Source organism: Marinomonas sp. 15G6-16 (genome assembly GCF_055809555.1).
Map to the genome: position 1 here is coordinate 1,460,226 of NZ_CM147916.1, position 16,258 is coordinate 1,476,483.

At 42.9% G+C, this 16,258-nt stretch carries 14 protein-coding genes and 1 tRNA gene; 3 read left to right on the plus strand and 12 right to left on the minus strand.

The window, feature by feature from the left end:
• Entirely contained in the window at positions 1–3,162 is a 3,162-nt protein-coding gene (locus AC0L46_RS07125) for an ATP-binding protein (protein WP_473506855.1), read from the minus strand.
• A gap of 262 nt (positions 3,163–3,424) precedes the next feature.
• On the opposite strand from AC0L46_RS07125, the gene AC0L46_RS07130 reads away from it, so the two are divergent.
• Positions 3,425–5,020, plus strand: a complete 1,596-nt coding sequence (locus AC0L46_RS07130; RefSeq protein ID WP_473506857.1) for a methyl-accepting chemotaxis protein — start codon at positions 3,425–3,427, stop codon at positions 5,018–5,020.
• Positions 5,021–5,148: 128 nt separating this feature from the next.
• Here AC0L46_RS07130 and AC0L46_RS07135 read toward each other — a convergent pair.
• Positions 5,149–5,224: transfer RNA gene (locus AC0L46_RS07135), tRNA-Phe, on the minus strand.
• 119 nt (positions 5,225–5,343) lie between these two features.
• On the opposite strand from AC0L46_RS07135, the gene trmL reads away from it, so the two are divergent.
• Together trmL and AC0L46_RS07145 are read left to right on the plus strand one after the other, a co-directional pair.
• On the plus strand, positions 5,344–5,811 hold the full coding sequence (gene trmL / locus AC0L46_RS07140; RefSeq protein ID WP_473506859.1) for a tRNA (uridine(34)/cytosine(34)/5-carboxymethylaminomethyluridine(34)-2'-O)-methyltransferase TrmL: 468 nt from the start codon (positions 5,344–5,346) through the stop codon (positions 5,809–5,811).
• Between the two features lie 14 nt (positions 5,812–5,825).
• On the plus strand, positions 5,826–6,923 hold the full coding sequence (locus AC0L46_RS07145; RefSeq protein ID WP_473506861.1) for an ion channel: 1,098 nt from the start codon (positions 5,826–5,828) through the stop codon (positions 6,921–6,923).
• A gap of 39 nt (positions 6,924–6,962) precedes the next feature.
• On the opposite strand, the gene AC0L46_RS07150 is transcribed toward AC0L46_RS07145, so the two are convergent.
• From AC0L46_RS07150 to pyrR, 10 genes are all read right to left on the minus strand, one after another.
• Positions 6,963–8,657 carry a potassium/proton antiporter gene (locus tag AC0L46_RS07150; RefSeq protein ID WP_473506863.1) on the minus strand — a complete coding sequence of 565 codons (1,695 nt, stop codon included), beginning with the start codon at positions 8,655–8,657 and terminating at the stop codon, positions 6,963–6,965.
• A 54-nt stretch (positions 8,658–8,711) separates the two neighbouring features.
• The gene (locus AC0L46_RS07155) at positions 8,712–8,963 is read right to left on the minus strand and encodes a YfhL family 4Fe-4S dicluster ferredoxin (protein WP_317005829.1); all 252 of its coding nucleotides are present in this window, start codon (positions 8,961–8,963) and stop codon (positions 8,712–8,714) included.
• 43 nt (positions 8,964–9,006) lie between these two features.
• Positions 9,007–9,492 carry a pantetheine-phosphate adenylyltransferase gene (gene coaD / locus AC0L46_RS07160; RefSeq protein WP_414682219.1) on the minus strand — a complete coding sequence of 162 codons (486 nt, stop codon included), beginning with the start codon at positions 9,490–9,492 and terminating at the stop codon, positions 9,007–9,009.
• Between the two features lie 173 nt (positions 9,493–9,665).
• A complete protein-coding gene (locus tag AC0L46_RS07165) occupies positions 9,666–10,208 on the minus strand; it encodes a YggT family protein (RefSeq protein WP_414682220.1) in 543 nt (180 codons plus the stop codon).
• A gap of 5 nt (positions 10,209–10,213) precedes the next feature.
• Positions 10,214–11,050, minus strand: a complete 837-nt coding sequence (proC, locus tag AC0L46_RS07170) for a pyrroline-5-carboxylate reductase (protein ID WP_473506866.1) — start codon at positions 11,048–11,050, stop codon at positions 10,214–10,216.
• Positions 11,051–11,117: 67 nt separating this feature from the next.
• Positions 11,118–11,783, minus strand: coding sequence for a YggS family pyridoxal phosphate-dependent enzyme (locus AC0L46_RS07175; protein ID WP_473506868.1), 666 nt, complete (start codon positions 11,781–11,783; stop codon positions 11,118–11,120).
• Positions 11,784–11,946: 163 nt separating this feature from the next.
• A complete protein-coding gene (locus AC0L46_RS07180) occupies positions 11,947–13,053 on the minus strand; it encodes a diguanylate cyclase domain-containing protein (RefSeq protein ID WP_473506870.1) in 1,107 nt (368 codons plus the stop codon).
• A gap of 115 nt (positions 13,054–13,168) precedes the next feature.
• Positions 13,169–14,446: a dihydroorotase gene (locus AC0L46_RS07185; RefSeq protein WP_414682224.1), complete on the minus strand. Its 1,278-nt coding sequence runs from the start codon at positions 14,444–14,446 to the stop codon at positions 13,169–13,171.
• A 1-nt stretch (position 14,447) separates the two neighbouring features.
• Complete coding sequence (locus tag AC0L46_RS07190; RefSeq protein ID WP_473506872.1) at positions 14,448–15,452, minus strand: aspartate carbamoyltransferase catalytic subunit; 1,005 nt, start codon at positions 15,450–15,452, stop codon at positions 14,448–14,450.
• 299 nt (positions 15,453–15,751) lie between these two features.
• A complete protein-coding gene (gene pyrR, locus AC0L46_RS07195) occupies positions 15,752–16,249 on the minus strand; it encodes a bifunctional pyr operon transcriptional regulator/uracil phosphoribosyltransferase PyrR (RefSeq protein ID WP_473506874.1) in 498 nt (165 codons plus the stop codon).
• Positions 16,250–16,258: the final 9 nt, after the last annotated feature.

Here is a 16,258-nt window from a genome sequence, read left to right on the forward strand (position 1 = left end):
TTAAGGCAACCACTTATTTAAAATGGCGAGCAGCTTATCCTGAGAAACTGGCTTGGCCACATGATCATTCATACCAGCAGCAAAACAATCACTTTCATCTTCTTTCATTGCATTGGCACTAAGCGCAACAATCGCAACGTCCGCAGGCGTTTTACTGCCCGTCAGCTGACGAATTTGCCTCGTCGCTTCATAGCCGTCCATAACAGGCATTTGGCAATCCATAAAGATCATATCGAAAGACGTAGACTGGGCAAGCTCAACCGCTTTCTGACCATTTTCAGCAATAACAACTTCCACTCCGTATAGTTTTAATAAACCGCGCGCGACTATTTGGTTGGTTAAATTATCTTCCGCAAGCAAAACCGTCGCGTTAAACACAGGGTTAGCATCTGCTTTTTCTTCCGTTTCCTGTGCTTTGCTTTCCGCATCGACAGAGAATGCATTTAAGCTCTCTAATACATTTCGTAGCGGCTTATCAAAGACAGGTTTAATAATCGAACCATCGTAGTCATTCGAGTCAAAGTGTGTCTCTGAGCGTCCATGTAACAGAACTTGTTGTAATGAGTTTTCATGAGCAGCTGCTTTCAATGCTTCTACGTCGGAGGAAGAGGCATGATTAAGCGCATCACTATCCAATAAAATATGACCAACCCACTCATTACTAGCAAGTGCTTGAGCAAGACTATCGTAAGCACGATAACCGACACCTAGAGTGCCCAACAGCTTTTCAACGTATTCTCGGCCAACCTGGTTTTCATAAATTAAAGTCACATCTGAGTCATAATTAACCGGCTCTTCCAAAACTTCTGTTGTATCTAAATCGAGTGGTACGCTAACCCAGAATGTCGAGCCTTTTCCTTCTTCAGAAATGAGGCCAATCTTGCCGCCCATGGCGCCAGCTATTTCTTTACTGATCGCCAAACCTAAGCCAGTACCGCCATATTTTCTTGTCGTCGAACCGTCAGCTTGTTTGAAACGGCGGAAAAGGTGTTTTTGGTTTGTCTCTGAAATGCCCACTCCTGTATCAACAATGGAGAATTTCAATGCCACTTTATTATTTCCAAGGTCTTCTATATCAAGATACAGAGCCACACCACCTTCTTGCGTGAACTTGATTGCATTACCTAATAGATTCACCAAAATTTGTTTCAAACGCAGGCGATCACCTTGCAAACCAAGATGTTGAATAGGTACGGCAGGAACATTTAAAACAATGCCTTTTTCTTCCGCTTTAAGAATAAAAATATTCGCTGTTTCTTCTATTAACTCTCGCAATTCAAAAGGTTCCTTCTCTAATATGAGATTCCCCATTTCGATTTTAGACAAGTCCAAAATGTCATTAATAATGTCTAGCAAAGACTCGGCGCTTTGCTGGGACAATTTTGCCAAGTGAGCCTGATCCGCTTCTAACTTGGTGTTCATTAACAAAGAAAGGCACCCGATTACCCCATTAAGCGGCGTTCGAATCTCATGGCTCATATTCGCCAAAAACTCACTTTTTGCTCTATTTGCCTCTTCGGCTTCTTCCTTAGCTTTACTCTGCTCAAGCTCGGATTCTTTTAAATACTCATTTGCTAATCGTAAGTCTTTTGTTCTCATACGAACTTTGTTCTCTACTTCGGCCGCATGCCCACTCACGATCAATAGAAACCAACCAAACAGACCTGAAATTAAGAAGCCACAAGCCAAGATAAAATGCAGTATCCAAGGTTGCTTAAAGAAATAACTGTTGCTGATTTGAAACAACTTCCAAGACTTAGCGCCGACATCAATATCGAAGCTCACTGCATGACTAAAATCACCGTATTGATAGTGGCTTAGTAACTCATCCACAGACAAATCCGCTGAATCACTTTTGGTCACCATAACCGGCTGTTTACCTGCTTCATTCATATCAACCAAATACAGCTCGGTATTTGGAAGAAGCCCTTGCTGAACAATTAAATCGGTCAGTCCAGCCAATTCAATTACCGCCGTTGCAACCCCTAAGAACTCATTGGTCTCTTGGTCAAAGAAAGGCAAAAAAAGCAAAATACCGTCTTTTCTCTGAATAAGCTTGATGGGGGTAGTTGGGTACACTTCCTTCAATAGAACCGCTTGATCTAGAGCAAACTGTCTATCCTCTTGAGAATAGATATCGTAGCCAATTGCGGCTTTGTTCACTTCTACGGGGGAGACAAAAGTCACAACAATATGCTTATCTCTTGGTTTTACTGGAATAAAACTGCCATCTTCACTTTTCTCTTTCACCATAAAGTCAAAATCTGGATAGTTGCTTTGAATCCTCTCCTCAAACTCAGCAATATCACTGCCTAGGACTTTAAAGTTTAATGAAACCCCAAGAATAGAGAGATCTCGCTGAGCAACACTGCTCGCAAACAGATCGAACTCCTGAGCTTCCAAACGCTCGCTGCCTCTCAACAGGCCAACAAAGCTATACAAAATATCTACCGTGCTCTTTATACGATTATTGAGCAAGACACCCAACAACTCTGCATTAGATCGAAACTCTTTAGACTGTTTATTCCACTCAGAATAACTTGCTCCAAGAGACAAAACCAAAGTCAGTACCAATACAAATAAAAAGCCTCCCAATAATCGGAAAGGATGTTCAAAATGATTACCAAAATGACGGGGGAAACAAATAGCCAAAAGGGGAACCATAACTAAAACGCCAATCATGTCTCCGCCCCACCAAATCAACCAATTAGCTAAGAAACCAGATTGATCAAGCAAGCCAACATAAAGCAAAGAAACAGAACCAACCGTGGCGCCAATTGTGGTCGATAGCACAGCGACCAGAAGCACAAACCGAGACACCAAACGTATATTATGAAAACGGAAAGAAGTACCAATAAAACGATGAACTAAATATGCGCCAATACAAGATTGTAAAGTGGAACCTATGGCAATAAGAGAAGGAAGAAGCACCGCAAAGCTAGCATGATTAACCCAAGTTGCTCCCATATTGACGAGAAAAGAACCTAGAAAAACACCGAATGGAGCGAACCTTGGGAAGAATATAACGGCCGTCACCGCCAAACCAGACGCAGGCCAAATAATCGTTGAGTAACCTGGCGAAGTCGCAACAGCAAGCCCTGCAACGCCTAAAAGAAAATATCCTAGCGCTGTTATTCCAATAACGGTAAAAGCTTTTATCATGCAGATTCATTCCTTGTGTAATCAGATACTTGATTTGAATATGGCACATCAAAATAATGATGGGGAAGCACTAAAATAGGCGTTAATTGAATAATATTATATGAAAACAAAAGAACCACCCTGTGGATTTTCATATAAACACAACAAACCAACACAAAAGTACAAAATAGTAACAATTAGATTATAATTTCGGTTTATACATATAAATTGCAAAAAACTATCTAAACATGAATTAGATAACGAAATACTAAGGATAAAGTACATGAAACTGTCAAAGCAGTTAGCAATTCTGGTCGCATTAGCCGCTATTGGTTTAATCGTATTAAGCTTAATATCATTAAACATTATCAAATCTAACCTTGTTGATTCCCGTAAGCATGAAATCATCAGTATTTTAAGCTTAGCCAAAGAGCAAATTAACCATTATGTAGATTTAGAAAAACAAGGCGTTTTATCTCAGCAAGAGGCTAAAAACAAAGCCATAGTAGTTTTATCTACTATGCGTTCAGGTGATTCTTATATCTGGGTAAATGGCAGTGATGCAAAATCAAAGGTTCACCCTAATCCAGATCAATTAGGAAAAGTTCAAGAGAGCTACCAACCTTCCCTAAGAGCACTCGCCAATACAGATTTTGTTTTCAGTGAAGGGGACTTTCCTAAAGCGGGCTCCACAGGACTTTATCCCAAGCTAAATGGCATGACCAAAATACCGGAATGGCAATGGGTATTTGGCTACGGTATCTACATGGATGACTTAAATGAAGACTACCAAAACACAGCCTTTTATTTCCTCATGGCTGGACTTGCCATAATCACAGTTATCATCCTTGCTGCAATTGTTTTGGCTAGAATCATTCTGCAAAATATTTTAAGAAATATTGGTGGCGAACCAAAGTACGTCAATTTAGTTACTAGTCGAATTGCTGATGGTCATTTGAGTGAACCGATAGAAGGTAAGTTCGAAGAAGACAGCCTCTTAGGTTATGTGGCAAAAATGCAGCAATCTTTAAAAGGCATGGTAAGAAATATCCAGCAAAGCTCTGAGCTATTAAACAGCTCATCGAAATCACTTAATGAACAGATGCAAAGCATCTTCACTGCATCGCAAAAATCCTCTGAAGCATCGCACTCTACCGCTGCCGCAATTCAAGAGTTATCAGCAAGTATTGAAGATATTGCTACAAGCGCGAAAGAGACAGAAAAGAACTCCGAAAGCTCGTTTGAAATGTCTTCCCGTGGTGAAGGCCTTGTGAAAAACTCTGCCCACAGCATCAATGAAATTTCAGCTCAAATCACACGCTCCACCGAAGAAATTAGCAGTTTACAAAAACGATCTTTGGAAATCGGCAGCATAGTGAATGTGATTAGCGATATTGCAGAACAAACCAATTTACTCGCATTGAATGCCGCTATTGAGGCGGCTCGTGCTGGCGAGCAAGGTCGAGGGTTTGCCGTTGTTGCTGATGAGGTCCGTACGCTTGCGTCTCGTACAGCCAAAGCGACAGCTGAGATCACAGAGACAATTAATCTAGTCCAAAATGACACAGAAAATGTCGCACAAACAATGAAGTCTGTTTTGCCTAAGGTAGAAGAAAGTGTCGATGCTTCAAACCTAGTGACAGACATGCTCACAAAAATAAGCTCTGAATCAAGTGAAAACTTGAATCGCATTCGTGAAATGTCTAACTCTTCAATAGAGCAAAACAAAGCGACGCAAAACCTTGCAGTGCATGCTGAAGAAATATCCAACATCATGCAGGAAACAGCAGAAGCGATCTCGAATTCCAAGAAAAACACTGACGATTTGAACAAACTCGCAATGGAATTACACAAGAGCGTGAGCTACTTCAAACTATAGAATAAACAACGAAGAAAACAATGAAGCGCTCGGTGGCACATAGCATCGGGCGTTTTTTATATGGGGAATTAAGGCGATGACAAATTTCAGGCGAAAAAAACCTGCTATAAAAGCAGGTTTCTTTAATATGGTGCCCAGAGACGGAATCGAACCGCCGACACGAGGATTTTCAATCCTCTGCTCTACCGACTGAGCTATCTGGGCAAGTGGGGCGTATTATAGAGAAACCTTTTTACGGGTCAACAGTTTTTTGAAAAAAATTAAAAACTTAGTTTCTTCTGCGCCTCTGGTATTATCTCTCTAATATCAAGGAGATAAAACTTATGCTTCATATCGTACTTTACCAACCAGAAATTCCACCTAATACAGGCAATGTCATCCGCCTGTGCGCTAACACAGGTTACCACTTACACTTGATCGAACCTTTTGGTTTTGATCTCGATGATAAGAAGTTACGCCGAGCAGGGTTGGATTATCACGAGTTTACTAATTTAAAACGCTATCCAGACTTCCGGTCCTTTGTTGATCAAAATGACATCGGCACTATTTATGCCCTGACCACAAAAGGCAGCAGAACGCATAGTGAAGCGAACTTTGTAGAAAACGATGTCTTGGTTTTCGGGCCAGAAACTCGTGGCTTGCCTGCTGAATTCATCGAAGCGCTACCACTTCCTCAAAGACTACGTTTGCCAATGCAAGCGAACTCTCGCAGTTTGAACTTATCCAATACAGTTGCCGTCATGGTTTATGAGTCTTGGAGACAGCTTGGCTACGCCATGCCAGCAGAATAATACACTGAGGTAAAATGAACGCTCTTTCACTGCTTTTAAAACGAAAAAACAGTCGTCGGAAATTTCGCGATAAAGTGCACTTGCATGAATCTACCGATTTAAAAAAGCGCTTCCTGCTTTTAATCGGCGTCATCGCTTTGCACAGCTTAGCCATGGTGTTTTTTGAAGACTTAGATTGGTGGCAAGCTTTTTGGCTAACCATGACCTCTGCAAGCACCACAGGTTACGGGGATATTTCCGCCGCAACTTTTTGGGGGCAATTCTCAACCATCTTATTAATTTATGGCATGGGAATAACCTTACTTGCACAAATTGCCAGTGATTATGTGGAACTCAGACTGACAAAAAAAGAAATGCGCGTGAAAGGCGTTATAAGGTGGAATGAAATGCAAAACCATATATTGATTATCAATACTCCGAAATATGACTCTGAGCGCTATCTAGGGCTTTTGGTGAGCCAAATCACACAAACGCCTGAACTTGCCGATACTCCTATTCAGATCCTTACCACAGCCTTTCCTGAGGGTTTACCGTTAGAGTTGAGATCTCAAGGTGTGGTTCATCACACTGGAGATGCGTTAAGTGATGGTATGCTTTTAGCCGCTGGAGCCGATAAAGCCAAGTACATCATTGTTTTATCGCCAGATGCTCAAGACAGCCTGAGCGACAGCTTAACCTTTGATATTTTGCATCGTATTCAAGCTCTACAGCCTTCGGCTTTTATTATGGCGGAAGCCATTAATGACTCGAATCGACCTCGCTTTAAAAGCGCAGGGGCAAATGCCGTTATTCGTCCGGTAAGAGCTTACCCTGAAATGCTAGTGCGCTCTTTAATGGCGCCTGGTACAGAGCAAGTGCTAGAAGATTTGTTCCGCCACCAAGGAGACCATACCATTCGCTTAAACATTCAGCTTGCGAATGTTACTTGGGCGAAAGTCGTGACAACCTTGATCCAAAAAGACATTGGGACTGCGTTAGGCTACATACAAGAAGACGGTGACGTTGTGACGCACCCTCAGACTCATGCTGTCATCAATGCAACAGGATTAATCGTGCTAATAAATGACGATCAAGTCATTCCATCGCTGGATGAAATAGGAAGGTTATTCTAAGATGAGCATTAAGCTCAGAGCATAACGATGGGCTTGAGATTACTTATTTTGTAACTTAAGCCCTATCACTTCTATTTGATTGCCTTTCATTTCACGAATCGTCAGGCGCAGGTTACCAAACCTTGCTCTATCACCTACCACAAGGGATTTACCAAGTTGCTGTTTTACCAACTCAGCGGCAGTATCGCTTTCACTGATACCTTCCAATGAAACGCCATACACCTTGGCGAGATCCAATAACGACGCATCGCCACGAATGGCAAATTCGCCAAAAAAGTTCTGCAACAGGAATGATCCTGAGGATTGTTGTGAGAATATTTGCGCCACATCGTTCACATCTTCTGGATGTAAAAGCATCCAGATTCTGTCCCCTGACTTAAGCGCTGTTTCAGTGTTCACGACAATCGGTTTCTGGTCTCGAACCAAAGCCACTAGCTGAGGCGTAGAAACCGTCTCACTAGGAACGTTTTGAACGATGGCCGCAGGAATACGAACCGATTCTGCTTGCACCAAAAACTCGTAGAGTTCTAATGTGTGGTGAGAATTTACGTCATCGATCAAAGAGAAACGTGTTGTCGGTGCAGGCGCCGGAGGAACAACCACTTTTAGCCAACGAGCCATCCAAGGCACAGTAGAACCCTGCAGCAACAAAGAAATCAGCACAACAGTAAAAGTAATTTCAAACAAGAGTTCTGCATTGGTGAGACCTGCGATGACAGGATAAAGTGCCAATACAATCGGAACCGCGCCGCGTAACCCAACCCAACTAATATAAAGACGCTCAGGCCAACGGAAATCAAACGGCAGCAAACAAATCATCACAGCAACAGGGCGAGCGATAAAAATAAGAAAAGCAGCAATCGCAACGGCTTCAAAGCCATGCGTCAGCAAGCTCGACGGTGTGACCAAAAGCCCTAATAACAAGAACATACCTGCCTGAGCCAACCAAGCCAAACCATCCATCACTTGAGATATAGCCTCAAGCTGCTTGATACGGCCATTGCCCACAGTTAATCCAACAAGATAAACAGCAAGGAAACCACTACCACCTGCAATGTTAACGCCGGAAAAAACAGCAAGCCCAAAGGAGATAATCAGTAGCGCGTACAAGCCTTCTACTAAAGGTACTTTGCGCAGCACAAGCAATAATAGCTTTCCACCCAACAAGCCAACGATGCCACCGATCGCGAACTGTTGAAGCATTTGACCTAAAAACGCCAAAACACTTAAATGATCCGTGCTTTGTAGCAAGCCTGTTAGCATAACCACCAACAAAATCGCCATTGGATCATTGGCGCCAGATTCGATTTCTAGCGTTCCACCAACACGCTCATTAAGACTCACGCCACTGTTACGCAGTAAATTGAATACTGCTGCCGCGTCAGTCGAGCCAACAATGGCACCGAGTAATAAGCCGTAGATAAGTTTGACGTCAAGCAACCAAGCAGCAAAGGAGCCGACTGCTGCTGTGGTGAATACAACACCTAATGTGGCAAGGGAAAAAGAGGGCCACAAGGCCACCCGAAAGGTACTGGTTTTGGTACGCATACCACCATCAAGCAAGATGATAGCAAGAGCAAGGTTACCAACAAAAAAGGCTAGATTTGGGTTGTCAAAAGCCAGTCGGCCAATACCCTCTTCGCCTGCTAACATCCCCATTCCGAGGAAAACAAGTAACAAGGGCAGACCAACACGAACCGTTAAGGAGCTGGCTAAGATGCTAACCAGTAGCAATATGCCAGCTAAAAAGATAAATCCATTTGTGTCGATAGTAGCAATAACCTCTGACTAAAGTTGTCCGGTAAGTGTTAAGTACTTTTCCATCAGTTGCTCTTCACTTTCTTTGTAGTTTGGATCCAAAGGAATGCAATCTACTGGGCAAACCTGCTGACATTGAGGCTCATCAAAATGCCCCACGCATTCAGTACACTTTGCCGGTTCAATCACATAGATTTCTTCACCTTGAGAAATCGCCTCATTTGGGCACTCAGGCTCACAAACATCACAGTTTATGCATTCATCTGTAATAATAAGAGACATTTTTCTCTCCTAACAAAAACACTATGTAGTAGAACCAAGAAAGTTAAATTGTTTGAAAGTGCTCTTGCAGAACACGCTTAACTTCTGGATTTACAAATTGACCAAAGTCACCATTTAAAGACGCAATTTCTCTTACCAATGTTGATGATATGTAAGAGTGCTTCTCTGATGGCGTCAGGAAAATACTTTCCACATCTGGCGCAATCGCTCTGTTCATATTCGCCAGCTGGAACTCATATTCAAAGTCAGAAACCGCACGCAAGCCTCGAATGACCACTTTGGCATTCACAGAGCGCGTAAACTCGGTTAATAAGTTATCAAAGCCCATTACTTGTACATTCGGCAAATGCCCTAATACATGCTTCGCTAATGATATACGCATTTCATGTGATAATGCTGGGCGCTTTTTCGGGCTAGCGGCAACCGCTACGATAACTTGATCGAAAAGCTTTGATGCTCGTTCAACCAAATCCGTATGGCCATTTGTAATCGGGTCAAATGTCCCCGGATAAACCGCAATCGTACTCATGGCTTTCATCCAAAATTAGTAAGGGATAATGAGACAGAGCGACCAAAATCGTCATAGTGATCCACTCTCGTTCTCGTTTTAGGGGTCGCATCATATAGGAATACGCCCTTATTCTCAATTCGCCAAACAATATCGATTGTCTAACTTCTATTCAAGATTATAGGGCGCTCTTTTTATAAGCTGTAAGGCCCTAGTATTTGCTTAAGGAAAGAAATCGCCAAAAATATAAAGATAGGCGATAAATCCAAACCACCCAAGGTAGGAATTACTCGCTGGCACGCTCGATATAAAGGTGCCGTAATCTGTCCAACCAACATAGCACCAGGATGACTTGCACCAGGAGCAACCCAGCTCAAGATCACAGAAATCAACATGGCCCAGAAATACAGATCCAACAAATGATAAAAAGTCCCCGCGATGGTGTAAATTGCATAACCTGCTGGAGGCAGTGAAACGCCTTTAATAAGCACAACCAAGGCCACTGTTAGAAGTTGCACCGCGAACGCTAACACAAGAGAAGCGGTATCCAAGCGACCAATAGCAGGTATGACTTTACGCAATGGCAATATCAGCGGGCTCGTTGCTCTAACCACACCTTGGCTAATAGGGTTATAAAAATCTGCTCGCGTCAGTTGGAGCACTAAACGCAGTAAAACAATAAACAAGTAAAGGTTACATATCACCTTCACCAACATAGTAAATGGATCTGAATACATTCTATTTATTCCTCATTATTATTCTGAACAGAAAAGTCTCTCGACATTTCTTTTGATCTATTCGCGCAAGCTGTCATGGCATCAGCCACTATTTTATCTATATTCGATGCCTCAAAAGACAGCAAAGCTTGTTCTGTTGTGCCATTTGGCGACGTAATGTTTTTACGCAATTCCGCGATCGGTTCCGGCAATTCCACCACCATACGCGCCGCACCTAGCATGGCGTGGCTCGCCAATTCGCGGCTGACATCTTCATCCATGCCTTGTTTTTTTGCCTCTTTGATCATGGCCTCAAGGAATAAAAAGAAATACGCCGGCGCACTGCCCGATAGGCTTGTGACTGTGTGCATGTGTTCTTCTTGTTCAACCCAAACAGAATTACCAACGCTTGAGAACAATTCAGTTACCCAATGCTTTTGTTCATCCGTAATGTGCTCATTGGCAATCAGACCTGTCATACCCGCACCTAACTGCGAAGGCGTGTTTGGCATACTACGAACAACAGCAACAGGCTTACCAAGCCAGTGTGACAAAGCATTCAGCTCTATCCCCGCCGCAACCGACACAAACAACTGATCACTGCGAACGTATGGCGAAAACTCCTCAACGACCGCTTTCATTTGCGCAGGTTTAACACACAACACAACGACATCAGCGCCATTCACAGCAGAATCATTATCAGCCAACATGGTGATGCCATATTGTTCATGATAATAATCTCTTTTTTCTGGCGTTCTTGATGTTCCTATAATTTTGTCAGCAGGGTAACCACTCGCAAGCATGCCACTAAAAATTGCTCTTGCCATGTTTCCCACGCCGATGAAGGCAATGCTAGGTGTCATGTGTCATCCTATTATTAATCTGAGCTCGTACGCCCGTTAAAGGTCAATATTATACGTTGTCATTGCGCTACTTGGTTGAGTAATCTCGCTCACCAAAGATCGCTGTTCCCACTCGAACCATAGTGCTTCCCGATTCAATCGCAGCGGCTAAGTCACCAGACATCCCAATAGATAGAGTGTCTATCATGCTATCTTCTTTGGATAATTCAAGGAATGCATGAGATAAGGGAGCATAAACAGCACACTGAGCTTGATGATTTTCTTGCGGTGCGGGAATGGCCATCAAACCTCTAAGGCGTAAATTTGGCAATTCCTTAACTAACGCAACCATATCATCTAATTGCTCTAAAAGAATTCCAGACTTACTTTCTTCGCCGCTTATATTCACTTGAATACACACATTAAGCGGCGGCAAGTTTTCTGGTCTTTGTTCATTTAAACGCAGTGCAATCTTTTCACGATCAATTGAATGAACCCAATCCATTGTTTCTGCGATTTGGCGGGATTTATTAGATTGAATTGGGCCAATGAAATGCCATTCAATATCGGAGAGATGTGAAAGCGCATGGAATTTATCAACCGCTTCCTGCACATAGTTTTCACCAAAAGCTCGTTGACCAGCAGCATAAGCCGCCTCTAAAGATGAAACAGGCTTGGTTTTGCTCACTGCCAACAAACGCACACTGCCTTGCAGGCGATTTGTTTGCTTCTCTGCTTGCTGAATTTGTTGCAAAACTACAGCAAGATTTTTTTAATGCTTTCCGCGTCACTGTTCGTCACTTCAACCACCATTGCACCTCAATCTTATTTTTAGTGGGTTTATTTAATTTTAAATAAACCCACTAAAATGCATATGTTGCGCATCATAGCACTATTTTAAATGACAGAAAAAACACCTACAGTGAGTAGCACTCTGAACTGGAGCTGTAGAAAGCATCATGGAATTCCAAGCGATAGCCGGAAGCATTTCCAAGGGAGTAGGCAGCTGAAGAAGCCGCTTTATGAAGAGATTCTAAAGATGAGTGTTCAGGATAAAAAGCAATACCGATGGCTAAGCCAGCTCGCATAAGTCTGTTATTGGAGTATTCCGCTTTTTTCATGGAATCCAATACTTTTTGAGCCACTACTTCAGCGTCTTCTAAATGCTGAATACGGATTCCCATAACAAACTCACGCTCATCATAATGTGCAATAAGGTCGTTATCTCGCACGGCATCTGACATCACATCAGCCAGCTCTTTCAGTTCACTCGCATCGATTTTTATATCTTGAAGTAAGTAGAGAGACAACAAAGCCGCACGCTGAAAATGACGACGAGAATCTTTTAAAACCATACCAAAACTGTCATCAAAGCTATAACGTCTTAATAAACCAGTATTAGGATCTCTATGGTTGTTTTCCAATAATGAGAAATCTGCTTTTTCACGCTCAAAAGCAGCATTCACCCAAGAGGCATAAGAATCTAACGCCAATTCCATTAAATTATTGGCAACCGATGTATTGTCTTCCTGAAAAGCCAACATGAAATAAATGGAACCTTGTCCATCTGAAATACTGACCATAGAAACACTTGTGAAAGCATGCTTGCTTAGAAAAGGTTGCCATTTTTTCCAACCCGATGCTTGTTGGATATTCACATCGTGTTGCTTTGGTCGTGAGGAAGTTGCCGCAAAAGACAGTAGATCTTGAGGAATAACCGATAGCAAGCCATTACTTGATGGCAAATCGGCATTAATCGAATCGGTAAATTGCAAACGCCACTGTAAACAGTCTTTATCGGAGACTAGAAACAAGCAATAAGCGTTAGATAACTGCGCCTGCAATTTACTTTTGAAACGGTTTAAAAGCGCATTTAAAGGTGCGCCTTTCGATATGACCTCAAGTATTTTAGGTACGTCGTCGTATAACTTTTTTATAAAGTCCCTTTCTTTTTCTACATTCGCCAATCGAGATTGCAATATTTGCTGCTCTTTTAACGATGAGCCTGAGATGTCCGTAGCCATAAAATATTAAAACCATACCATTCACAATTTAAGTTAGATTAACGCGCTAACATAAAAAGTAAAGGACTAGTAAAACCAAACGATAAAAAACCTTACTTTGCCCGAAAAAAGAACGCTACACAGCCTGATAAACCTGTTGCCCAGAGATATAAGTGCTCATCACACGACCTATAAACTCTTCACCAAAGTAAGGAGAATTATGGCCTTTTGTCTTGCGGCCTTCATAACTCCAAGACCAACGAGCCGTGCTATCGAACAAGACAAAATCAGCAAAGCTTCCTACCGCAAGCGAACCCGCTTCCAAACCGAAACAGGCTGCTGGACCAGAGGTCAAACAACTCAACAGTGTAGAGAAATCAAAATCGCCTTCATCCATAAGCTGCATTGCTAATGGCAATAAAATTTCGACGTTCGCCATGCCCGGCTCTGTCGCCGCAAAAGGTGCAATTTTCGCCATTTTTTCATGGGGCTGATGATCAGAACAAATCGCAGTAATCACACCCTGTTTAATGCCTTCGATCAATGTCAGGCGATCGTTCTCTGAACGCAGTGGTGGCAAAACATGATATCGACCATCAAACTGATTCAGCACATTATCGCTCAGCAATAAATTATGTACCGCTACATCTGCTGTTACATCCAATCCTGCCGCTTTCGCATCTGCGATCATTTCCACTGATTTAGCACAAGATAGGCGTGCAAAGTGCGCGCGCACTCCAGTCTTCTCAACCAATAATAGATCACGCATCAAAGCTACGGTTTCAGCCGTGTCAGGAATACCACTTAAACCATGCATGGTAGACATCAAACCTTCATGGGCACAGCCGCCTTCAGACAAGCTTTTCTCATCAGGATGAAACACCACTAACAAATCGTGAGTCGCAGCGTACTCTAACGCTCGAGACAACACCTTGGTATTTGCCATGCCGTTGCGACCGTTAGACAACGCGATACAGCCAGCATCCGTTAATGCCACCATATTACTTAACTGAACGCCTTCTAAACCTTGAGTCAAAGCCCCAAGCGGGAAAACATTCGCCATGCCGGCTTCATCCGCTTTATCTTGAATCAAAGCCGCCACTGCTGGCGTATCTACGATAGGACGAGTATCAGGAGGCGAAATCAGTGTCGTAATACCACCAGACACAGCAGCGCGTCCTTCGGTAGCAATGCTGCCTTTTTGCGTAAAGCCTGGTTCACGTAATGACACAGCAAGATCCACCAAACCTGGCAATACCCACTGCCCTGATGCATCAACAACTTGAGCGTCATCAAAACCCTCAGGCGCTTCACCAATGGCAACAATTTTATGATTCTCAACAAACAAGTCGGTGACTTTATCTAAACCTTGGCTTGGGTCGATCAAACGACCATTTTGAATACGTAATTTCATACTATTTTTCATCCTTCACAGCTGGCGCTTCATCACTTTGCAACTGACCGCTCATCGCCATCGACATCACCGCCATACGCACTGCAATACCATTAGTAACCTGATTCAAAATCACCGAATGGTCACCATCCGCCACTTCAGAAGAAATCTCAACACCTCGGTTAATCGGCCCAGGGTGCATAACAATCGCATCTGGCTTCGCCCATGCTAGAGATTCTTCAGTCAAACCATACAGACGATAAAACTCACTCTCGCTTGGCAAAAGAGCGCCTTTCATGCGTTCTTTCTGTAGACGCAACATCACAACGACGTCTACATCTTTCAAGCCAGCTTCTAAGTCATAACAAATGGTTGCGCCCATCTCTTCGAAAAAGCTTGGGACCAAGGTCTTAGGGCCAACCAAACGAACATCACTAACACCCAAAGTTGTGAGCGCTTGTAATTGAGAACGGGCAACTCGTGAATGCAGAATGTCGCCAACGATAGCGACTTTTAAACCGTCAAAGCTGCCTTTGTGGCGGCGAATCGTCAGCATATCTAACATAGCTTGAGTTGGGTGAGCGTGACGACCGTCCCCTGCGTTAATAATCGCTACATTTGGCGTACAGTGTTCGGCAATAAAATGAGGCGCGCCGCTGTCAGAGTGACGAACAACAAACATGTCACTTTGCATCGCTTCAAGGTTTTTCAGTGTGTCTAATAAAGACTCCCCCTTAGACGTTGCCGAGGTTTCGATATTCAAATTGATAACGTCAGCGGAAAGTCGTTTAGCCGCTAGTTCAAAAGTAGTACGAGTTCGGGTGGAGTTTTCAAAGAAGAGGTTAACAACGGTTTTACCGCGTAAAAGTGGCACTTTCTTAACGGACTGCTCGCCCATTGAAAGGAAAGATTCCGCTCTGTCTAGAATCTCAGTCAGAATGGTTTTATCAAGCCCATCTAATGTCAGAAAATGCTTTAACTGACCGTGTTCGTTTAACTGTAATGCCCGAGGGTCGGATCGCATCATGGTTTGCTTTCCTCAAACTGTAAAGACGGAATCGTCTTTCTCTATTTAAAATGGTCTTCTAATATTCAGCCGTATTTAAAAATTCAAAATACGCAAAAATTTATTCTGTAAGTGTAGATAGAAAAATGCCCGGTTAGTAAAACTAAAACCGGGCATTAACAATGCGAAAGACTAAAACAAACAATGAATCCACCAGCATAGCGGGTGAAATAAGGTGCTTTTTAACTATTCGATCGTTTCTTTTATCCATACTCTAATTGTCGTATTTGTTTGATAAAAAATAAAGCTCTTAACTAATATTATTGCGCATCTACTAAGGAAACGCTCATCGGCTGAGGCCCAGTTAACTTAACCCTTTGATCAGGATTAAGTATTAGGTGCTCACCGACAATATCGGCAGCAATTGGCAGTTCATGCTGGCCAAGATCATAAAGAATCGCCAAGGTAATGCTGGCAGGGCGACCAAAGTCAAAAATCTCGTTCATCGCCGCACGAATGGTTCGGCCAGACATCAAAACATCATCCACCAAAATAACATGGCGATCTTCAATCGCAGGCAATAAGGTTTGATTTACCTTCGGGTTTAAGCCTGCTTTGGTAAAATCATCTCGATAAAAAGTAATGTCTAATGTGGCTAATGGCTCATTGGTCGGCACTGACGACATCAGTTGCTCAGCAACCCAAACACCGCCCGTATGAATTCCAACGACAATCGCATCTTCAATGTTCTTCTTTGCGCAATAGTCAGCTAATTGCGTCTTCATGGATGCCAGAGAAAGCTCTAAATCTAACTTCATTATTGCCCA

Bases quoted from the DNA above. Each gene is read 5' to 3' on its own strand.
- AC0L46_RS07125 (WP_473506855.1), bottom strand. From the start codon at position 3,162: ATGATAAAAGCTTTTACCGTTATTGGAATAACAGCGCTAGGATATTTT.
- AC0L46_RS07130 (WP_473506857.1), top strand. From the start codon at position 3,425: ATGAAACTGTCAAAGCAGTTAGCAATTCTGGTCGCATTAGCCGCTATT.
- trmL (WP_473506859.1), top strand. From the start codon at position 5,344: ATGCTTCATATCGTACTTTACCAACCAGAAATTCCACCTAATACAGGC.
- AC0L46_RS07145 (WP_473506861.1), top strand. From the start codon at position 5,826: ATGAACGCTCTTTCACTGCTTTTAAAACGAAAAAACAGTCGTCGGAAA.
- AC0L46_RS07155 (WP_317005829.1), bottom strand. From the start codon at position 8,963: ATGTCTCTTATTATTACAGATGAATGCATAAACTGTGATGTTTGTGAG.
- coaD (WP_414682219.1), bottom strand. From the start codon at position 9,492: ATGAGTACGATTGCGGTTTATCCGGGGACATTTGACCCGATTACAAAT.
- AC0L46_RS07165 (WP_414682220.1), bottom strand. From the start codon at position 10,208: ATGTATTCAGATCCATTTACTATGTTGGTGAAGGTGATATGTAACCTT.
- proC (WP_473506866.1), bottom strand. From the start codon at position 11,050: ATGACACCTAGCATTGCCTTCATCGGCGTGGGAAACATGGCAAGAGCA.
- AC0L46_RS07180 (WP_473506870.1), bottom strand. From the start codon at position 13,053: ATGGCTACGGACATCTCAGGCTCATCGTTAAAAGAGCAGCAAATATTG.
- AC0L46_RS07185 (WP_414682224.1), bottom strand. From the start codon at position 14,446: ATGAAATTACGTATTCAAAATGGTCGTTTGATCGACCCAAGCCAAGGT.
- AC0L46_RS07190 (WP_473506872.1), bottom strand. From the start codon at position 15,452: ATGATGCGATCCGACCCTCGGGCATTACAGTTAAACGAACACGGTCAG.
- pyrR (WP_473506874.1), bottom strand. From the start codon at position 16,249: ATGAAGTTAGATTTAGAGCTTTCTCTGGCATCCATGAAGACGCAATTA.